Source organism: Sphaerisporangium perillae (assembly GCF_023276435.1).
Taxonomy (GTDB): Bacteria; Actinomycetota; Actinomycetes; order Streptosporangiales; family Streptosporangiaceae; genus Sphaerisporangium; species Sphaerisporangium perillae.
In genome coordinates this window covers 225,886-242,731 of sequence record NZ_JALLPO010000003.1, presented here as the reverse complement: position 1 = coordinate 242,731, position 16,846 = coordinate 225,886, and the positions used below count along the sequence as shown (strand labels likewise).

Sequence of the window (16,846 nt, the reverse complement as noted above, 5' to 3'; positions counted from 1 at the left end):
CGCGCCTCACCTGGCCTTCGCGGCGAGGAACTCGCCTGCGCCGGCGGCGACCTGGCCGCTATGGGAAAGGGCCGCCCCGCCGTCGCCGGTGAGCTTGTCGACGCGGACGGCGGCGGCCTTGAACTCGGCCGTGCCGGCGATGGGGCAGGTGGCCTCGATGGTCAGGGCGTTGGTGTCGACCTCGTCGGGGAAGTGCATGGTCATGAAGACCAGGCCGGGACGCAGCCCCGGGTCGATGTGGACCGGGGCGACGACCGACCCGCGCCGCGAGCTGATCCGGACCTCCTCGCCGAGGGTGAGGCCGAGCCGCGAGGCGTCCTCGGGGGAGAGCTGGACGCGCTCGCCGGCGCGCAGCGGGGAGGCGAAGCCGGACGACTGGACGCCGGTGTTGTAGGAGTCGAGCGTGCGGCCGGTGGTGAGACGCAGGGGGTACTCCTCGTCGAGCAGGTCCACGGGGGGCGAGTGCCGCAGGACGGCGAACGGCGCGGGAGCGCCCCTGCGTGCCGGGTCGGTCTCCCACAGCCGCCCGTGAAGGAAGGGCGGCTCGACGGAGTCCTCCGAGGGGCACGGCCACTGGATGCCCTGCAGGTCGGCCAGGCGCTGGTAGCTCATGCCGGCGTGCGCGGGCGACATCCTGCGGATCTCGTCCCACACCTGCTCGGAGCTCTCGTAGTGCCAGTCGTGGCCGAGGCGGCGGGCCAGCTCGCACAGGATCCAAATGTCGTCGCGGGCCTCGCCCGGCGGTGACACGGCCTTGCGCACGCGCTGCACCCGGCGCTCGCTGTTGGTGAAGGTGCCCTCGCTCTCGCACCAGGCCGCGGCGGCCGGCAGTACGACGTCGGCCATCTGGGCGGTCTTGGTGAGGAAGATGTCCTGGACGACGAGGTGGTCGAGCATGCTCAGGCGCTTGACGCAGCTCAGCGAGTCGGCCTCGGACTGCACGGGGTTCTCGCCGATGAGGTAGCAGGTGGTGACCTTGCCCTCGGCCATGGCCTCCAGCATGCCGGTGAGCGTCAGGCCGTAGCCGGGCTGGATCGGGGCCTGCCACTCTTGCTCGAACCTGGCGCGGATCCCCGGATCGAGGATGTCCTGGAACCCGGGCAGCCGGTTGGGGATGGCGCCCATGTCGCCGCCGCCCTGGACGTTGTTCTGCCCGCGCAGCGGCGACAGGCCGGAGCCGTACCGGCCGACGTGCCCGGTGAGCAGGGAGAGGTTGATCAGCGCGCGCACGTTGTCGGTGGCGTTGTGATGCTCGGTGATGCCGAGCGTCCAGCAGAGCTGGGCGCGGTCGGCGCGGGCGTAGGTGTGGGCGAGCTCCCGGATCGCGTGCGCGGGCACGCCGGTAACCTGCTCGGCGGCGGCGAGGGTCCACGGCTCCACCGAGGCGGCGAACTCCTCGAACCCCTCGGTGGCCCGCTCGATGAAGGCCGTGTTGTGCAGACCGGCGTGGATGATCTCGCGTGCGACCGCGTGGGCGAGCGGGATGTCGGTGCCGACGTTGAGCCCGAGCCATCGGTCGGCCCATTGGGCCGTCCCGGTCCTGCGGGGGTCGACGGCGAACATGCGGGCGCCCTTGCGGATGCCTTTGAGCACGTGGTGGAAGAAGATCGGGTGGGCGTTGCGCGCCGCGGACCCCCACATGATGATGACGTCGGTGTCCTCGATCTCCTGGTAGGAGGAGGTGCCGCCGCCGCTGCCGAAGGCGGCGGACAGCCCGGCGACGCTCGGCGCGTGGCAGGTGCGGTTGCAGGAGTCGACGTTGTTGGTGCCGGCGACGACGCGGGTGAACTTCTGCGCCACGTAGTTCATCTCGTTGGTCGAGCGGGCGCACGACAGCATGGCGAACGCGTCGGGGCCGTGGCGGGCGATGTTGCGGCGGAAACCCTCGGCGGCGCGCTGGAGTGCCTCCTCCCAGGTGGCCCGCCGCAGGACTCCGTCCTCACGTACGAGGGGATGGGTCAGCCGGTCGTAGTGCTCGGCTCGCTTCTTCTTCACGTCCGTGTCCTCCGAGCGGGCGGGGAATACTGTATGCGATTTACCGTATGTGGTTCTACAGCGTAGGGACAAGGCCGCGGCGCACCTGCTCGTCGAGCAGGTCGGTCACGGCGTGGATCGACCGAAGCGTGGGGACCTGCGCGCCGGTGAGGTCGGCCAGCTCGACCACCGCCGCCAGGAGCACGTCCAGCTCAAGGGGTTTGCCCTTCTCCAGATCCTGGAGGGTGGAGGTCTTGTGCTCGCCGGCCCGCTCGGCTCCGGCGATGCGGCGCTCGATGGAGATCCGGGGGTCGCAGCCGACCCGCTGGGCGACATCGACGGTCTCGCGCATCATCGCGACGACGAGCTCGCGGGCGCGGCGGTGGCGGCAGATGCCGGCCATCGTCGCCCGGGCGAGCGCGCTGATGGGGTTGAACGCGATGTTGCCCATGAGCTTGACCCAGATGTCGTGCCGCAGGTCGGGCTCGACCGGGCATTTGAGGCCGCCCTCGATCATGGCCGCGCTGAAGGCCGTGCAGCGGCCCGACGTCGAGCCGTCGGGCTCGCCGATCGAGAAGCGCGTGCCCTCCAGGTGGCGGACGACTCCGGGCGCCTCGATCTCGGTGGCGGCGTACACGACGCATCCGATCGCGCGCTCCAGCGGCAGGGCGGCCGTGACGCTCCCGCCGGGGTCGACGCTCTGGATGCGGTAGCCCTCGTAGGGCCCGGGCAGCCGGTGGAAGTACCACCAGGGGATGCCGTTCTGGGCGGCCACGATGGAGGTCGTCTCGTGCAGCAGGGGCAGGATCATCGGCCCGGCGGCCGCGTAGGCGTTGGCCTTCAGGCCGAGGAACACATGGTCCACCGGGCCGACCTCATGGGGGTCGTCGGTGGCGTGGGGATGACCGGTGAAGTCACCCCGGGGGCTCAGCACGCGCACACCGGACCGGCGCATGGCGGCGAGGTGCTCGCCGCGGGCGATGAGATGCACCTCGACGCCCGCCCTGCACAGGGCGGCGCCCACATACGCACCGATGGCGCCGGCGCCAAGAACAGCGATCTTCACGAACAGCTCCGTCCTCGCGTCGACGATTGTATTCGGTATACAGTATGGAAATCCGAGGGTCAAGGATCCGTGTCCGCCGGCCAAAAGAGAGCGGCCGTCACCGAAAGGGTCTGGACAAGGTGCGACCACCGGGTTAACGATTGGCTTCATACGGTATGCAGTATGCACTTTGAGAGGACGGCCTCTGATGCCCGAACCAGCGACCCCGCCCGCCGAACCCGCCCCCGAGCGCATCTCGGGCGGCCATCTCGTGGCCAAGGCCCTGAAGGCGGAGGGCGTCGATGTGATCTTCACGCTCTGTGGCGGCCACATCATCGACATCTACGACGGCTGCGTCGACGAGGGCATCGAGGTGATAGACGTACGCCACGAGCAGGTGGCGGCGCACGCGGCCGACGGCTACGCGCGGGTCACCGGCAAGCCGGGGTGCGCGGTCGTGACGGCCGGGCCGGGCACCACCGACGCGGTGACCGGCGTCGCCAACGCCTTCAGGGCCGAGAGCCCCATGCTGCTCATCGGCGGCCAGGGGGCGCTGAGCCAGCACAAGATGGGCTCACTGCAAGACCTGCCGCACGTCGACATGATGACGCCGATCACCAAGTTCGCGGCCACCGTGCCCTCCACCGAACGGGTGGCCGACCTGGTGTCCATGGCGTTCCGCGAGTGCTACCACGGCGCGCCCGGGCCGTCGTTCCTGGAGATCCCGCGTGACGTCCTGGACGCCTCAATTCCGCTGGACAAGGCGCGCATCCCGCAGGCCGGGCGCTACCGTGCCTCCACCCGCCAGGCCGGCGACCCCGCGGCCATCGAGCGCCTCGGCGACCTCATCGCCCACTCCGAGAAGCCGTGCGTCCTGCTGGGCAGCCAGGTGTGGACGTGCAGGGCCACCGCCGACGCCATCGACTTCGTCCGCGCGCTCAACGTGCCGGCGTACATGAACGGCTCGGGGCGCGGCACGCTGCCGCCCGGCGACCCCCACCACTACCAGCTCTCCCGCCGGTACGCCTTCTCCAACGCCGACCTGATCATCATCGTCGGCACGCCGTTCGACTTCCGCATGGGGTACGGCAAGCGGCTCTCGCCCGAGGCGACCGTGGTGCAGATCGACCTCGACTACCGCACGGTGGGCAAGAACCGCGACATCGACCTCGGCATCGTCGGCGACGCCGGGCTGGTGCTCTCCGCCGCGGCCGCCGCCGCGACCGGCCGGGAGGACAACGGCAGCGCCCGGCGCAAGAGGTGGATGGAGGAGCTGCGCGAGGTCGAGACCAAGGCGTACCAGAAGCGCCTGCCCCGGCAGCTGTCGGACGCCCGGCCCATCGACCCCTACCGGCTCGTCCACGAGATCAACGAGTTCCTCACCGAGGACACCATCTACATCGGCGACGGCGGCGACATCGTCACCTTCTCCGGCCAGGTCGTGCAGCCCAAGTCGCCCGGCCACTGGATGGATCCCGGGCCGCTCGGCACGCTCGGCGTCGGCGTGGCCTTCGCGATGGCCGCCAAGCACGCCCAGCGCGACAAGGACGTGGTCTGCCTCTTCGGCGACGGCGCGTTCAGCCTCACCGGCTGGGACTTCGAGACCATGGTCCGCTTCGACCTGCCCTTCATCGGGATCATCGGCAACAACTCCTCCATGAACCAGATCCGCTATGGCCAGGCCGCCAAGTACGGCGAGGCCAGGGGCAGGGTCGGCAACACCCTCGGCGACGTCCGGTACGACGAGTTCGCCCGGATGCTGGGCGGCCACGGCGAGGAGGTCCGCGACCCGGCCGGCATCCGGCCGGCGCTGGAGCGGGCCCGCGAGTCCGGCAAGCCCGCGCTGATCAACGTATGGATCGACCCGGACGTGTACGCCCCCGGGACCATGAACCAGACGATGTACAAGTAGGGGAACCCCGCGATGAGCAGAGCACTCGAAGGTGTCCGCGTCCTCGACATGACCCACGTGCAGTCCGGACCGTCCTGCACCCAGATCCTCGGCTGGCTCGGCGCCGACGTCGTCAAGCTGGAGTCGCCCTCCGGCGACATCACCCGCAAGCAGCTACGCGACGTCCCGGACGTGGACAGCCTTTACTTCACGATGCTCAACTGCAACAAAAAGAGCATCACTCTCAACATGAAGAGCGACCGCGGCAAGGAGATCTTCACCGAGCTGGTCCGCGAGGCCGACGTCCTGGTGGAGAACTTCGGCCCCGGCGCCGTCGACCGCATGGGTTTCACCTGGGAGCGCCTCCAGGAGATCAACCCACGCCTGGTGTACGCCTCGATCAAGGGGTTCGGGCCCGGGCGTTACGCCGGGTTCAAGGCCTACGAGGTCGTCGCGCAGGCGATGGGCGGCTCCATGAGCACCACCGGCTTCGAGGACGGCCCGCCGCTCGCGACCGGAGCGCAGATCGGCGACTCAGGCACGGGCATCCACACGGTCGCGGGCATCCTGGCCGCCCTGTACCAGCGCGGCACCACCGGCAGGGGGCAGCGGGTCCAGGTCGCCATGCAGCACGCCGTGCTGAATCTGTGCCGGGTCAAGCTGCGCGACCAGCAGCGGCTCGCGCAGGGGTCGCTGGCCGAGTATCCGAACAAGGCCTTCGGCGACGAGGTGCCCCGGTCGGGCAACGCCTCGGGAGGCGGGCAGCCCGGCTGGGCGGTGAAGTGCGCCCCCGGCGGCCCCAACGACTACATCTACGTGATCGTCCAGCCACCCGGCTGGCGGCCGATCGCCCGCATCATCGGCCGGCCCGAGCTGGCGGACGACCCCGAGTGGGCGACGCCGGAGGCCCGGCTGCCGAAGCTGGACAAGATGTTCCAGCTCATCGAGGAGTGGACCCGCCTGCACGACAAGTGGACGGTGCTCGACGCGCTCAACGCCGAGGACATCCCGTGCGGGCCGATCCTGTCGACCAAGGAGCTCATCGAGGACGAGACGCTGAGGGAGCAGGGCGTGATCGTCGAGGTAGAGCATCCCGAGCGAGGCACCTTCGCGACCGTCGGCAGCCCCATCCAGCTCTCCGACTCCCCGGTCACGGTGACCACCCCGCCCCTGCTGGGCGAGCACAACGAGGAGATCTACGCGGGTATCGGCCTCTCGGCCGACACGGTCGCGGAGCTGCGACGGAACGGAGTGATCTGATGGCGGGAAGCGAAGAGACGGTCCGCGAGGTCCTGGAGAAGGCCCGCGCCGAGGGCCGCACGGCGCTGACCGCGCCCGAGGGCAGGAGGCTCTGCGAGGCGTACGGCATCACCACACCCGGCGAGGGCCTCGCCACCTCACCGGAGGAGGCCGCGCGGATCGCCGCCGACATCGGGCTGCCGGTGGTCATGAAGATCGTCTCGCCGGACATCCTGCACAAGACGGAGGCCGGCGGCGTCATCGTCGGGCTGCGCACTCCCGAGGAGGTGCGCGCCGCGTACGACCGCATCACGGCGGCCGCCCGCGCCTACGATCCCGACGCGGCCATCGACGGCGTCCAGGTGCAGCGGATGCTCGACGGCGGGCACGAGGTGATCATCGGAGCGGTCACCGACCCCACGTTCGGCAAGGTGGTCGCCTTCGGCCTCGGCGGCGTGCTGGTGGAGGTGCTGAAGGACGTGACGTTCCGCCTGGCGCCGCTCACCCACGGCGAGGCGCTCGGCATGCTCGACGACATCAAGGCGGCGGAGGTGCTGCGCGGCGTGCGCGGCGGCGAGGGAGCCGACCGGGAGGCGCTCGCCACCATGATCGAACGAGTCGGCGCCCTCGTCGCCGACTTCCCCGAGATCTCCGAGGTCGACCTCAACCCCGTGTTCGCGAGCGCGTCCGGGGCGACCGCGGCGGACGTGCGCATCCTGCTCGACCCCGAGCCGGTGCGGCCCGTCGAGCGCTTACCTCGCGAGGAGATCCTCGCCTCGATGAACCGCATCTTCAAGCCCAGGTCCGTCGCCGTGATCGGCGCCTCGGCGGAGAACGGCAAGATCGGCAACTCGGTCATGCGCAACCTCATCGACGGCGGCTACCAGGGTCAGATCTTCCCGATCAACCCGAAGGCCTCCGAGATCATGGGGCTGCCCGCCTACCCGAGCGTCGCCGACGTGCCCTACGAGGTGGACGTCGCGGTGTTCGCGATCCCGGCGAAGTTCGTGGCCGGCGCGCTGGAAGAGGCCGGAGCCAAGGGTGTCGGCGGCGCCATCATGATCCCTTCCGGCTTCGGGGAGACGGGCAACCACGAGGGCCAGGCCGAGATCGTCGAGATCGCCCGCCGGCACGGCGTGCGGCTGCTCGGCCCCAACATCTACGGCTACTACTACACGCCGGAGAACCTCTGCGCCACGTTCTGCACCCCCTACGACGTGAAGGGGAGCGTGGCGCTCACCTCGCAGAGCGGCGGCATCGGCATGGCCATCCTGGGCTTCAGCCGCACCACCAAGATGGGCGTGTCGGCGATCGTCGGCGTCGGCAACAAGGCCGACATCGACGAGGACGACCTGCTGACCTTCTTCGAGCAGGACGACAACACCCGCTGCGTGGCCATGCACATGGAGGACCTCAAGGACGGGCGGGGCTTCGTCGAGGCGGCGAGGCGGGTCTCGCGCCATAAGCCGGTGATCGTGCTCAAGGCCGGGCGCACCGCCATGGGCGCGCGGGCGGCGGGCTCGCACACCGGCGCGCTGGCCGGCGACGACAAGGTGTACGACGACATCCTGCGCCAGGCCGGGGTCGTCCGGGCTCCCGGGCTGAACGACATGCTGGAGTACGCCCGCTCGCTCCCGCTCCTGCCCACCCCGCAGGGGGAGAACGTCGTCATCATCACCGGGGCGGGCGGCTCGGGCGTCCTGCTCTCCGACGCCTGCGTCGACAACGGGCTTTCCCTCATGGACATCCCGCCGGACCTGGACGAGGCGTTCCGCGCCTACATCCCGCCTTTCGGGGCCGCGGGCAACCCGATCGACATCACCGGCGGCGAGCCGCCGAGCACGTACGCGAACACCGTGCGGCTCGGCCTCTCCGACCCGCGCATCCACGCGCTGGTCCTCGGCTACTGGCACACCATCGTGACCCCGCCCATGGTCTTCGCCGAGCTCATCGCCCAAGTGGTGGCCGAGGAGCGGGAGAAGGGCCACGTCAAGCCGGTGGTCGCGTCGCTGGCCGGTGACACCGAGGTCGAGGAGGCCTGCGACTACCTCTTCGACCACGGCATCGTCGCCTACCCCTACACCACCGAGAAGCCCGTGGCGGTCCTCGGGGCGAAATACCGCTGGGCCAGGGCGGCCGGCCTGCTCGGCTGAGCGGGCGCGGCGGAGGCGTGCTCCAGGCGGTGGATCATCTGGCGGTCCACCGCCCGGCCCGCCCTGCCGTGACGGCCCCTGATGGAACGTGTCCGGACCGCTCCGCCCAGCGGGGCGGGAGAGGAGGCCGCATGCCGGCACGCACCTGAGCACGACCCGGCCACAAGGCCGGGGAGCGATGCCGCGCGCGGTACGCCGCGCCGGCCGAGAACGACGACGGGGGAACAGAGGAGCACTGGTCAGCGCCGAAGAAAGCGATTCTCATGACCACTGTAACACCAGGTTTTCGGGAGATCACCGACAGTAATGGCCGCATCTATCGGATGGGCGAGAGCCCGCGTGACATCATGGGCCGGCCACGCTGGCTGATGGTGCTCCTGCCGTGGATCGGCATGATGGGCATCAGCGTCTCGGAGTACGCCTTCGGCTCGGCGGAGGAGACGCTGCACGAAGCACACGGATGGTCGTCGACCAACATCTTCTGGCTGCTCAGCGTCTGGGTGTTCTTCCAGGCTGCGGTGGCCTTCCCGGCCGGCTACCTGCGGGAGAGCGGCAAGCTCTCGGCGCGGGCGGCCATGATGCTCGGAGCGGTGGGAGCCTTCCTCGGCTTCCTGGCGCTCAGCCACGCCCCGAACATCTTCTGGGCCTACCTCGGCTTCGGCCTGTTCGGCGGTGGGGGCGCCGGCCTGGTCTACGCCACCTGCGTCAACATGGTCGCCAAGTGGTATCCAGAGCGGCGCGGCGGCAAGACCGGCTTCGTCAACGGCGGTTTCGCCTACGGCGCCGTGCCCTTCGTCTTCATATTCACCTCGTACATGCATCCCGAGAACTACCAGTCGGTGCTGGATCTCGTGGGCGTGTACGTGCTGGCCGTCGTGTTCATCGCCGGGCTGTTCCTCAAGGACCCGCCGAAGAACTGGTGGCCGGGCCACGTCGACCCGCTGAAAGGGCAGGTCGACACGCGCGCCCTGCGCAAGAACCCGCCCGCGGTGCGGCAGTACACGCCGCTGGAGGCCGTCAAGACCGGCATGCTGCCCCTGATGTGGGTGTGCCTGCTCTGCACGGCGGGCGTGAACATCTTCGGCATCGCCTTCCAGGTGCCGTTCGGAAAGGAGATGGGGTTCGCCGGGGGCATCGTCGCCCTCGCGATGAGCCTGAAGGCGATAGTGAACGGCACCGGCCGCGGCGTGATCGGCTGGATCTCCGACCTGGTCGGCCGGCGGCAGACGCTCACGATCGTGTGCGTGGTCCTTGGTCTGGCGCAGTACGCCGTGCTGTGGTCGGGGTCGATCCACAACATGCCGCTCTTCCTGCTGGCGTCCATGATCTCAGGGTTCGGCGGCGGAGCGATCTTCCCGCTGTTCGCGGCCATGACCGCGGACTTCTTCGGGGAGAACAACAACGCGACGAACTACGGCCTGGTCTACTCCTCCAAGCTGGTCAGCGGCCTGCTCGGGTCGGGGATGGGCGCGGTCGTGATCGGCTCGTGGGGGTACGGCGGGGCGTTCATCATCGCGGGCACGACCAGCCTCGCGGCAGGCCTGCTCTCGCTGGCGCTGCGCCAGCCCGGGCGGTCAGGCCGCTCCGAGCCGGCCGCCGTGCCGGCCGGTGCGACTCTGGCACCCGCGTCCGAGCAGGCCTCTGGCTGACCTCTCGGACGTCGCCCCGCCCTCGCTCGCCCCGCCCTCGCTCGGCACGTCAGCGGCCGGACGGATGGGGGTGACGGGTCCCCAGGTGGGTGACGGGTCCTCAGGTGAAGGTCGCGTCAGCACCGGTAGGTGAGAACAGTACGGGCGTGTGGCGACGCGTTCGCCGTCCCGAGGCGTCCCCGGCCTCGGCGGCGGGCGCGTCGCCACACGTGTTCCGTGGAGACAAGCGATTTCGCCCTCGTGGTTAATCTCCTTCCGGAATGTTTCGCCGGAGCGAGCTGTGGATGACATCTGCGTCAACTTCCGAACGAGGCGGGCGCCCGCCGCTTCCTGCGCTTGCTGGGGATCGGCTCGACCGGCTCCTCCTCGCCGAGCTGGCTCAGGTACAGATGGCGGGTCTGCTCGGTGTGGTTCTTCATGATCTCGCCGGCCAGGCCGGCGTCGCCGGCGGCGATCGCGTCGATCAGCGCGGTGTGCTCCTCCCAGGAGGCCCGGCCGCGCTGGCGGGCCACCGGCGTGTGGTACCACCGGACCCTGCGGGAGACCTGTGCGGCGAGGTCGCCGAGGACGGCGTTGCCGGACAGCTCCATGACCGTGGCGTGCAGCTGGGAGTTGGCCGTGACCGCGCCGTCGACGTCGTCGGCCTCCATGGCGGCCATGCCGCGCGAGCAGAGCGCGCGCAGCCGGGCCAGGCCCTCGTCGGTGCGGTTGAGGGCCGCCAGACGGGCGGCCTCGGTCTCGAGGAGCGCCCGTACGGCGAGGAGCTGGTCGGCCTCCTCGGCGGTCGGGGCGTGCACGAACGCGCCGTGGCCGGGATGCAGGTCGACCCAGCCCTCGCCGCTGAGGAGCTGGAGCGCCTCTCTGATCGGCTGGCGGGAGACCCCGAGCATCTCGGCGAGTTCGCTCTCGGCGAGATGCTGGCCGGGGCGGAGGTGCCCGCTGATGATCTGCTCGAGCAGCGCCTCGAAGACGCTTTCGCGTAGCGGGACGGGACGCGCGATCTTGGGTGCGGCTGTGGTGCTCGCCAGATCGGGCCGGGACATTTCCTCAACTCCAGAAAGGGATGTGACAGGGCCCGCAGTGTCACGGGCCCGCTGAAAAGTTTTTCGTCAACTGCCTACAGCATACAGTCTGACGCTGTACCGGCCTGGGTGAACTCGATCACACCTGGGTCGGGAGCGTGGCCGGACGCCCCGGCACGCGCAGGCCGAGGCTCGCCGCGGCGGAGAGCAGGGCGACCGCGGCCATGAGGACGAAGGCCGCCGCGGGGCTCGCGGAGATCGCCGGCAGGGCCGCCAGGCCGATGCCGAGCACGCCCGCCACCGCCTTGGCGCTGTAGACCACGCCGTGGATCTCCGCCGTGCGCTCCTCGCCGAAGAACTCGCGCACCAGGCCGGCGATGAGCGGGTAGAACGCCCCGCCTCCCGCGCCGGCGAGCACGGCCCCGAGGATCACCAGCGGCGCCGACCGCGCCGCCAGGCCGGCCGCCAGCACGAGCTGGCCGGCGCCGAGCAGCGCCAGCACCGCGCCGAGCACGCGCCTGCGGCCGACCCGCTCGGAGACCAGCATCGCGCAGGCCCGCCCGGCCCCGTTGAGCGTGATCAGCAGGGTGAGCGCGATCCAGGGTGCGGCCTTCCCCGCTGTGGCGAGCGCCACGACGTCGAAGAGCGACACCGCTCCGGCGCAGGCCAGGATCGCCGCCAGGCGGGACAGCGCGCCGGTCCGAAGCGCCTGGCCCATGGAGAACTGCCGCACGGCCGGAGGCGTCCTGCGCAGGATCAGCCGGTCGAGGGCGTGGCGGCGGGGGTCCACCTCCGAGGGCCACCAGTGCGGCGGGGGAAGCCGGACGAAGTGCGCCGCCACTCCTACGGCCGCCAGCGCGATGACGGCCGAGACGGCGAACGCCGGCTGGAGGCTATGGGGGTCCAGCCCGGCGACGAGCGCGAGCGGCGCGGCGCCGTAGGCGTAGGCGCCGGTCACGAAGCCGACCCGCGTCGCCGGCCGCTCGGGATACCACCGCGCGACGGTCTCGGTGCAGACGCCGTACACCAGGCCGCCTCCGGCCCCTCCGAGCAGCGCGTACCCGATCAGGACGGCCGGGGGGCCGCCGGCCGCGGCGACCGCGAGCAGCGCCGCGCCGCTCAGCGCGGCGCCGGCCCACAGCGCCCCGCGCGGGCTGAGCCGCCCGCGCCGCACCAGATGGATGGCGGGGACGGCGGTGACGGCCTGGCAGACGATCCAGGCGGCCAGCGGCAGCAAGGCCGCGAGTGCCGAGCCGCCGCGGAGGGTGATCAGGGCCGGCGTGGCGGCGGCGTACCCGTACTGCAGGGGGGCGATGGCGACCATCGCCGCCCATGGCAGCCAGAACATCCAGTTCCTCGGCCGCCCGGTGAGATCGCGTGCGTCGGGGCCGACGAGGTAGGGGCGTCCGCGCCAGTCGCGGACCAATCGCGGTTTCTCCATACAGTATGGAATATACCGAATGCAGTTTCCTGTCGAGGCCTGGACGGCTGTTCTTCCATACGGTATACCGTATGGAAGAAGCGCATAAGGAGACGCGATGGACCTGTACGAGTACCAGGCGAAGCAGCTCTTCGCGCGGCACGGCGTCCCCGTCCCGCCGGGCCGGGTCGCAGCCACGCCCGAGGAGGCCCGGTCGGCGGCGACGGAGCTGGCCGGGCCCACCGTCATCAAGGCCCAGGTGAAGACCGGCGGCCGGGGCAAGGCGGGCGGAGTGCGCCCCGCGCCCGGCCCCGCCTCGGCGCACACCGAGGCCGCCAAGGTGCTCGGCATGGACATCAAGGGCCACACGGCCGAGACCGTGCTCGTCGAGCGCGCCACGGTGGCCTTCGAGGAGTACTACGCCGCCTACCTCGTCGACCGGGCGAACAAGACGTTCCTCGCCATGGTGTCGAGCGAGGGCGGGATGGACATCGAGGAGGTCGCCGCGACCAGGCCGGAGGCGCTGGCCATGATGCCGGTGGACCCGGCACGCGGCGTGGACGCCGAGACCGCCGGGCTGCTCGCCGCACGCGCCGGCCTCCCCGCGGAGGTCCACGCGGCCGTCGCCGACGTCCTGGTGCGCCTGTGGCGCGTCATGGCCGAGGAGGACGCGCTTCTGGTGGAGGTCAACCCGCTGGCCTGCACCCAGGACGGCCGGGTGCTCGCCCTCGACGGCAAGGTCACCCTCGACGACAACGCCGCCTTCCGCCACGACCGCGACGCCTTCGCCGACGCCCCGGCGGGAGGATCCGCCGGCCTTGAGGCGAGGGCGGCGAGCAGAGGGCTCAACTACGTCAAGCTCGACGGCGAGGTCGGGGTGATCGGCAACGGCGCGGGCCTGGTCATGTCGACGCTCGACGTCGTGGCGTACGCGGGCGAGAGCGCGGGCGGGGCGCGTCCGGCCAACTTCCTCGACATCGGGGGAGGGGCCTCCGCCCAGGTGATGGCCGACGCGCTGGAGATCGTCCTGTCCGATCCGGACGTGCGGGCGGTGCTGGTGAACGTCTTCGGCGGCATCACCGCGTGTGACGCGGTCGCGAACGGCATCGTCTCCGCGCTGGAGATGCTGGGCGACCGAGGGCTGCGCCACCCGATCGTGGTGCGGCTGGACGGCAATAACGCCGAGGCCGGCCTCGCCGTCCTCGACGCGGCCCGGCATCCGCTGGTCCGCGTCGTCCCGACCATGGACGCCGCCGCGGAGCTCGCGGCAAGGCTGGCCGCGGCATGAGCCTGGCAGGCGGCGCGACGACGCGCGAGCCGACGGTCGCGAGACCACATCGCAAGGCCGGCGCGGCGCATCAGGCAGATCGGGTAGCCGGCGCGGTGGGGCGTGCGGCGGATCAGACGGGCCGTGCGGGCGGCCGAGAGGAGCAGCGACGATGGCCGTCTTCCTGACCAAGGACAGCAAGGTGCTCGTCCAGGGCATGACCGGCGCCGAGGGCGCCCGCCACACGGCGCGCATGCTCGCCGCCGGCACCGAAGTCGTCGCCGGGGTCACCCCCGGCAAGGGCGGGCAGGCCGTCGACTTCGCCGATCGCCGGCTCCCCGTCTTCGGCACGGTCGCCGAGGCCGCCGAGCGGACGGGAGCGGACGTCTCGGTGGTGTTCGTCCCGCCGAGGTTCACCCGGAGCGCCGTCGAGGAGGCCATCGACGCGGGCATCGGCCTGTGCGTGGTCATCACCGAAGGCGTCCCCGTCCACGACACCATCCGGTTCCTGGCGCGCGCCCGGGCCGCCGGGACGACCCGCGTGATCGGCCCGAACTGCCCGGGCCTCATCAGCCCAGGGCAGGCGAGCGCCGGCATCATTCCGGCGGACATCACCACGGCGGGTCGTATCGGTCTGGTGAGCAAGTCGGGGACGCTGACCTATCAGCTGATGTACGAGCTGCGTGATGTGGGGTTCTCCACGGCTGTGGGCATCGGTGGCGACCCGGTGATCGGGACGACGCACATCGATGCGCTGGAGGCGTTCCAGGCCGATCCGGGCACTGATGCGATCGTGATGATCGGTGAGATCGGTGGTGACGCCGAGGAGCGTGCGGCGGCTTACATCGAGGAGCGTGTGACCAAGCCGGTGGTGGCCTATGTGGCGGGGTTCACCGCGCCGGAGGGCAAGACCATGGGGCATGCCGGTGCGATCGTGTCGGGTTCGGCGGGTACGGCGCAGGCCAAGAAGGAGGCGCTGGAGAAGGTCGGTGTCCGGGTCGGCAAGACCCCGAGCGAGACCGCCCGCCTCATGCGCGAGCTCCTCGGGGCACGATCATGACGCGCGGGGCCGGTTCGGTGGAGCGTCGTGCCCGGGGTTCTTGGGGCGCGGCTGTGGGGCGCGGGGCCGGTTCGGCGGAGTGTGCGCCGCGCTGCCTGTGTCCTGGGCGGTCGATGAAGGGCTGCTCGCAGGGGCGGAGTCGGGGAGGCGGCCGATGAGCTTCAGTGTGCCCCCGTCCGACGGTCTGGCGTTCGACGTCAACCTCTCCATCCTGTTCACCGAGCTGCCCCTGCTCCAGCGGCCGGAGGCCGCCGCGAAGGCCGGGTTCGACGCCGTCGAGCTGTGGTGGCCGTTCGATCGTCCCGACCCGCCCGACGCCGACCTCGACGCCCTGCGCAGATCCATCCAGGACGCCGGGGTGCGCCTGGTGGGCCTCAACTTCGACGCCGGCGACATGGCCGCGGGCGAGCGCGGTCTGCTGTCGCGGCCCGGCGGCGCGGCGCGGTTCCTGGCCAACGTGGACGTCGCGGCCGGGCTGGCCGAGTCGCTCGGCTGCCGGGTGCTCAACGCGCTCTACGGCAACCGCGTTCCCGGCCTGGCCGAGGCGGCGCAACGCGAACTGGCGCTCACCCACCTGGCCCGGGCGGCCGAGGCGGCGGCCGCGATCGGCGCCACGGTCGTGGTGGAGGCGCTCAACTCCCACGAGAACCCCGGCTACCCGATCACCTCCTCCGCCGCGGCGTTCGATCTGATCGACGAGACCGGCGCGGCCAACGTGGCCTTCCTCGCCGACCTGTACCACCTGCACCGCATGGGAGAGGACGTGCTCGAGCTGATCGACCGGCACGCCGGCCGGTTCGGCCACGTGCAGGTCGCCGACGACCCCGGCCGCGGGCAGCCGGGCACGGCCGCCATGCCGTACGACCTGATCTTCGAGCGTCTCGGCGCCGTCGGCTACCGGGGCCACGTCGGCCTCGAATACCGGCCGGCGGGCCCGAGCGCCGAGAGCTTCACCTGGCTGAAGAAGGAGCGAAGGCATTGAACAGGATGAGAAGTGCTCCGGCGCGCCGGTGCCCTGACCGAGGAACGAACAAGTGCGAGGAACGGCCGCTTGTGTGTGACGGGGGTGGGGCGCCGGGCCGAGGGCGCCTGGGTGTCGTGCGGGTGGGGTGGGCGTTGTGAACGCCGCGTTCGTCGGGCTTGGGATCATGGGTGGGCCGATGGCGGCGAACCTGGTCAGGGCGGGGTACGTGGTGACCGGGTACGACCTGAGCCCTGAGGGTGTGCGGCGGCTGATCGACGTCGGCGGCAAGGGGGCCGCGTCGGTGCCGGAGGCGGTCGCCGGGGCGGACGTCGTGATCACCATGCTGCCGGACTCGCCGCAGGTCGAGGAGGTGGCCTTCGGCGCCGACGGGCTGCTCGAGCACGGCAGGCCCGGCATGTTCCACGTGGACATGAGCACGATCAAGCCCGAGACCTCCCTCCGGGTGGCGCAGGCCGCGACGATCAAGGGCATCAGGCCGCTGGACGCGCCGGTCAGCGGAGGCGAGCGGGGCGCGATCGACGGGACGCTTTCGATCATGGTCGGGGGCGACCCGGACGACTACGAGGCGGTGCGCCCGCTGCTGGCGGTGCTCGGCACGACGCTCCGGCACGTCGGCCCCTCCGGCGCGGGGCAGACCGTCAAGGCGGCCAACCAGCTCGTCGTGGGCGGCATCTACGGGCTGGTCGCCGAGGCGATCATCCTGCTGGAGGCCTCGGGGGTCGACCCCGAGAGCGGGCTGGACGTGCTCGCGGGCGGGCTGGCGGGCTCCCGGATCCTCGAACTGCGCCGGCACTCCATGATCAAGCGGGAGTTCGCCCCCGGCTTCCGGATCGACCTGCACCACAAGGACATGGGGATCGCGATCGCCGCGGCGCGTCGCGCGGGCGTCGCGCTTCCGCTCACCGGCGTCGTCGCCGAGCTCATGGCCGCCGCCAAGGCGCAGGGGCACGGCTCGCTCGACCACTCCGCGCTGCTCAAGGTGATCGAAAGGCTGAACACCTGACCTCCTTCCCTCCCTGAAGGGAGGGGATTCCACGGTCACCCGTGGATCTTCCTGCTGCACCGCCGGTCGCCCGCCAGAGAGGATTCTCTTTGAGGTCTTACGCCAACTCCACAGGCGTTTCACCTGTCCGCCGGCCCG

12 protein-coding genes are annotated in these 16,846 nt (G+C 71.1%); 8 read left to right on the top strand and 4 right to left on the bottom strand.

From position 1 onward, the window contains the following. Positions 1-6 precede the first annotated feature (6 nt). Both MYF83_RS04650 and MYF83_RS04645 read right to left on the bottom strand, forming a co-directional pair. Positions 7-1,995 carry a molybdopterin oxidoreductase family protein gene (locus MYF83_RS04650; RefSeq protein WP_248958895.1) on the bottom strand — a complete coding sequence of 663 codons (1,989 nt, stop codon included), beginning with the start codon at positions 1,993-1,995 and terminating at the stop codon, positions 7-9. Positions 1,996-2,050: 55 nt separating this feature from the next. Next, a complete protein-coding gene (locus MYF83_RS04645) occupies positions 2,051-3,040 on the bottom strand; it encodes a 2-dehydropantoate 2-reductase (protein ID WP_248958894.1) in 990 nt (329 codons plus the stop codon). Positions 3,041-3,227: 187 nt separating this feature from the next. Here MYF83_RS04645 and MYF83_RS04640 point away from each other — a divergent pair, with 187 nt between their 5' ends. The 4 genes from MYF83_RS04640 to MYF83_RS04625 all read left to right on the top strand — a co-directional run bounded on the left by MYF83_RS04640 (position 3,228) and on the right by MYF83_RS04625 (position 9,951). Further along, positions 3,228-4,931, top strand: a complete 1,704-nt coding sequence (locus MYF83_RS04640) for a thiamine pyrophosphate-binding protein (protein WP_248958893.1) — start codon at positions 3,228-3,230, stop codon at positions 4,929-4,931. A 12-nt stretch (positions 4,932-4,943) separates the two neighbouring features. Beyond that, a complete protein-coding gene (gene frc / locus MYF83_RS04635) occupies positions 4,944-6,170 on the top strand; it encodes a formyl-CoA transferase (RefSeq protein ID WP_248958892.1) in 1,227 nt (408 codons plus the stop codon). Further along, positions 6,170-8,302, top strand: coding sequence for an acetate--CoA ligase family protein (locus MYF83_RS04630; RefSeq protein ID WP_248958891.1), 2,133 nt, complete (start codon positions 6,170-6,172; stop codon positions 8,300-8,302). Before frc ends, MYF83_RS04630 begins: the two co-directional genes overlap by 1 nt. A 263-nt stretch (positions 8,303-8,565) precedes the next feature. After that, positions 8,566-9,951 (top strand): OFA family MFS transporter, encoded by a 1,386-nt coding sequence (locus MYF83_RS04625; protein ID WP_248958890.1) that lies wholly within the window; start codon positions 8,566-8,568, stop codon positions 9,949-9,951. Between the two features lie 296 nt (positions 9,952-10,247). On the opposite strand, the gene MYF83_RS04620 is transcribed toward MYF83_RS04625, so the two are convergent. Together MYF83_RS04620 and MYF83_RS04615 are read right to left on the bottom strand one after the other, a co-directional pair. Beyond that, entirely contained in the window at positions 10,248-10,994 is a 747-nt protein-coding gene (locus MYF83_RS04620; protein WP_248958889.1) for a GntR family transcriptional regulator, read from the bottom strand. 118 nt (positions 10,995-11,112) lie between these two features. Next, positions 11,113-12,414 carry an MFS transporter gene (locus MYF83_RS04615; RefSeq protein WP_248958888.1) on the bottom strand — a complete coding sequence of 434 codons (1,302 nt, stop codon included), beginning with the start codon at positions 12,412-12,414 and terminating at the stop codon, positions 11,113-11,115. A 97-nt stretch (positions 12,415-12,511) separates the two neighbouring features. Here MYF83_RS04615 and sucC point away from each other — a divergent pair, with 97 nt between their 5' ends. The 4 genes from sucC to MYF83_RS04595 all read left to right on the top strand — a co-directional run bounded on the left by sucC (position 12,512) and on the right by MYF83_RS04595 (position 16,708). Then, positions 12,512-13,681, top strand: coding sequence for an ADP-forming succinate--CoA ligase subunit beta (sucC, locus tag MYF83_RS04610; protein ID WP_248958887.1), 1,170 nt, complete (start codon positions 12,512-12,514; stop codon positions 13,679-13,681). A 151-nt stretch (positions 13,682-13,832) separates the two neighbouring features. Further along, positions 13,833-14,720, top strand: a complete 888-nt coding sequence (gene sucD, locus MYF83_RS04605; RefSeq protein ID WP_248958886.1) for a succinate--CoA ligase subunit alpha — start codon at positions 13,833-13,835, stop codon at positions 14,718-14,720. A gap of 154 nt (positions 14,721-14,874) precedes the next feature. Further along, on the top strand, positions 14,875-15,702 hold the full coding sequence (locus MYF83_RS04600) for a hydroxypyruvate isomerase family protein (RefSeq protein ID WP_248958885.1): 828 nt from the start codon (positions 14,875-14,877) through the stop codon (positions 15,700-15,702). Between the two features lie 127 nt (positions 15,703-15,829). Continuing rightward, positions 15,830-16,708: a 2-hydroxy-3-oxopropionate reductase gene (locus MYF83_RS04595; protein ID WP_372500087.1), complete on the top strand. Its 879-nt coding sequence runs from the start codon at positions 15,830-15,832 to the stop codon at positions 16,706-16,708. The last annotated feature ends 138 nt before the right edge of the window (positions 16,709-16,846 follow it).

What these genes read in the sequence shown, in the direction of transcription:
- MYF83_RS04640 (WP_248958893.1), top strand. Translation starts at nt 3,228, where the DNA reads ATGCCCGAACCAGCGACCCCGCCCGCCGAACCCGCCCCCGAGCGCATC.
- frc (WP_248958892.1), top strand. Translation starts at nt 4,944, where the DNA reads ATGAGCAGAGCACTCGAAGGTGTCCGCGTCCTCGACATGACCCACGTG.
- MYF83_RS04630 (WP_248958891.1), top strand. Translation starts at nt 6,170, where the DNA reads ATGGCGGGAAGCGAAGAGACGGTCCGCGAGGTCCTGGAGAAGGCCCGC.
- MYF83_RS04625 (WP_248958890.1), top strand. Translation starts at nt 8,566, where the DNA reads ATGACCACTGTAACACCAGGTTTTCGGGAGATCACCGACAGTAATGGC.
- MYF83_RS04620 (WP_248958889.1), bottom strand. Translation starts at nt 10,994, where the DNA reads ATGTCCCGGCCCGATCTGGCGAGCACCACAGCCGCACCCAAGATCGCG.
- MYF83_RS04615 (WP_248958888.1), bottom strand. Translation starts at nt 12,414, where the DNA reads ATGGAGAAACCGCGATTGGTCCGCGACTGGCGCGGACGCCCCTACCTC.
- sucC (WP_248958887.1), top strand. Translation starts at nt 12,512, where the DNA reads ATGGACCTGTACGAGTACCAGGCGAAGCAGCTCTTCGCGCGGCACGGC.
- sucD (WP_248958886.1), top strand. Translation starts at nt 13,833, where the DNA reads ATGGCCGTCTTCCTGACCAAGGACAGCAAGGTGCTCGTCCAGGGCATG.
- MYF83_RS04600 (WP_248958885.1), top strand. Translation starts at nt 14,875, where the DNA reads ATGAGCTTCAGTGTGCCCCCGTCCGACGGTCTGGCGTTCGACGTCAAC.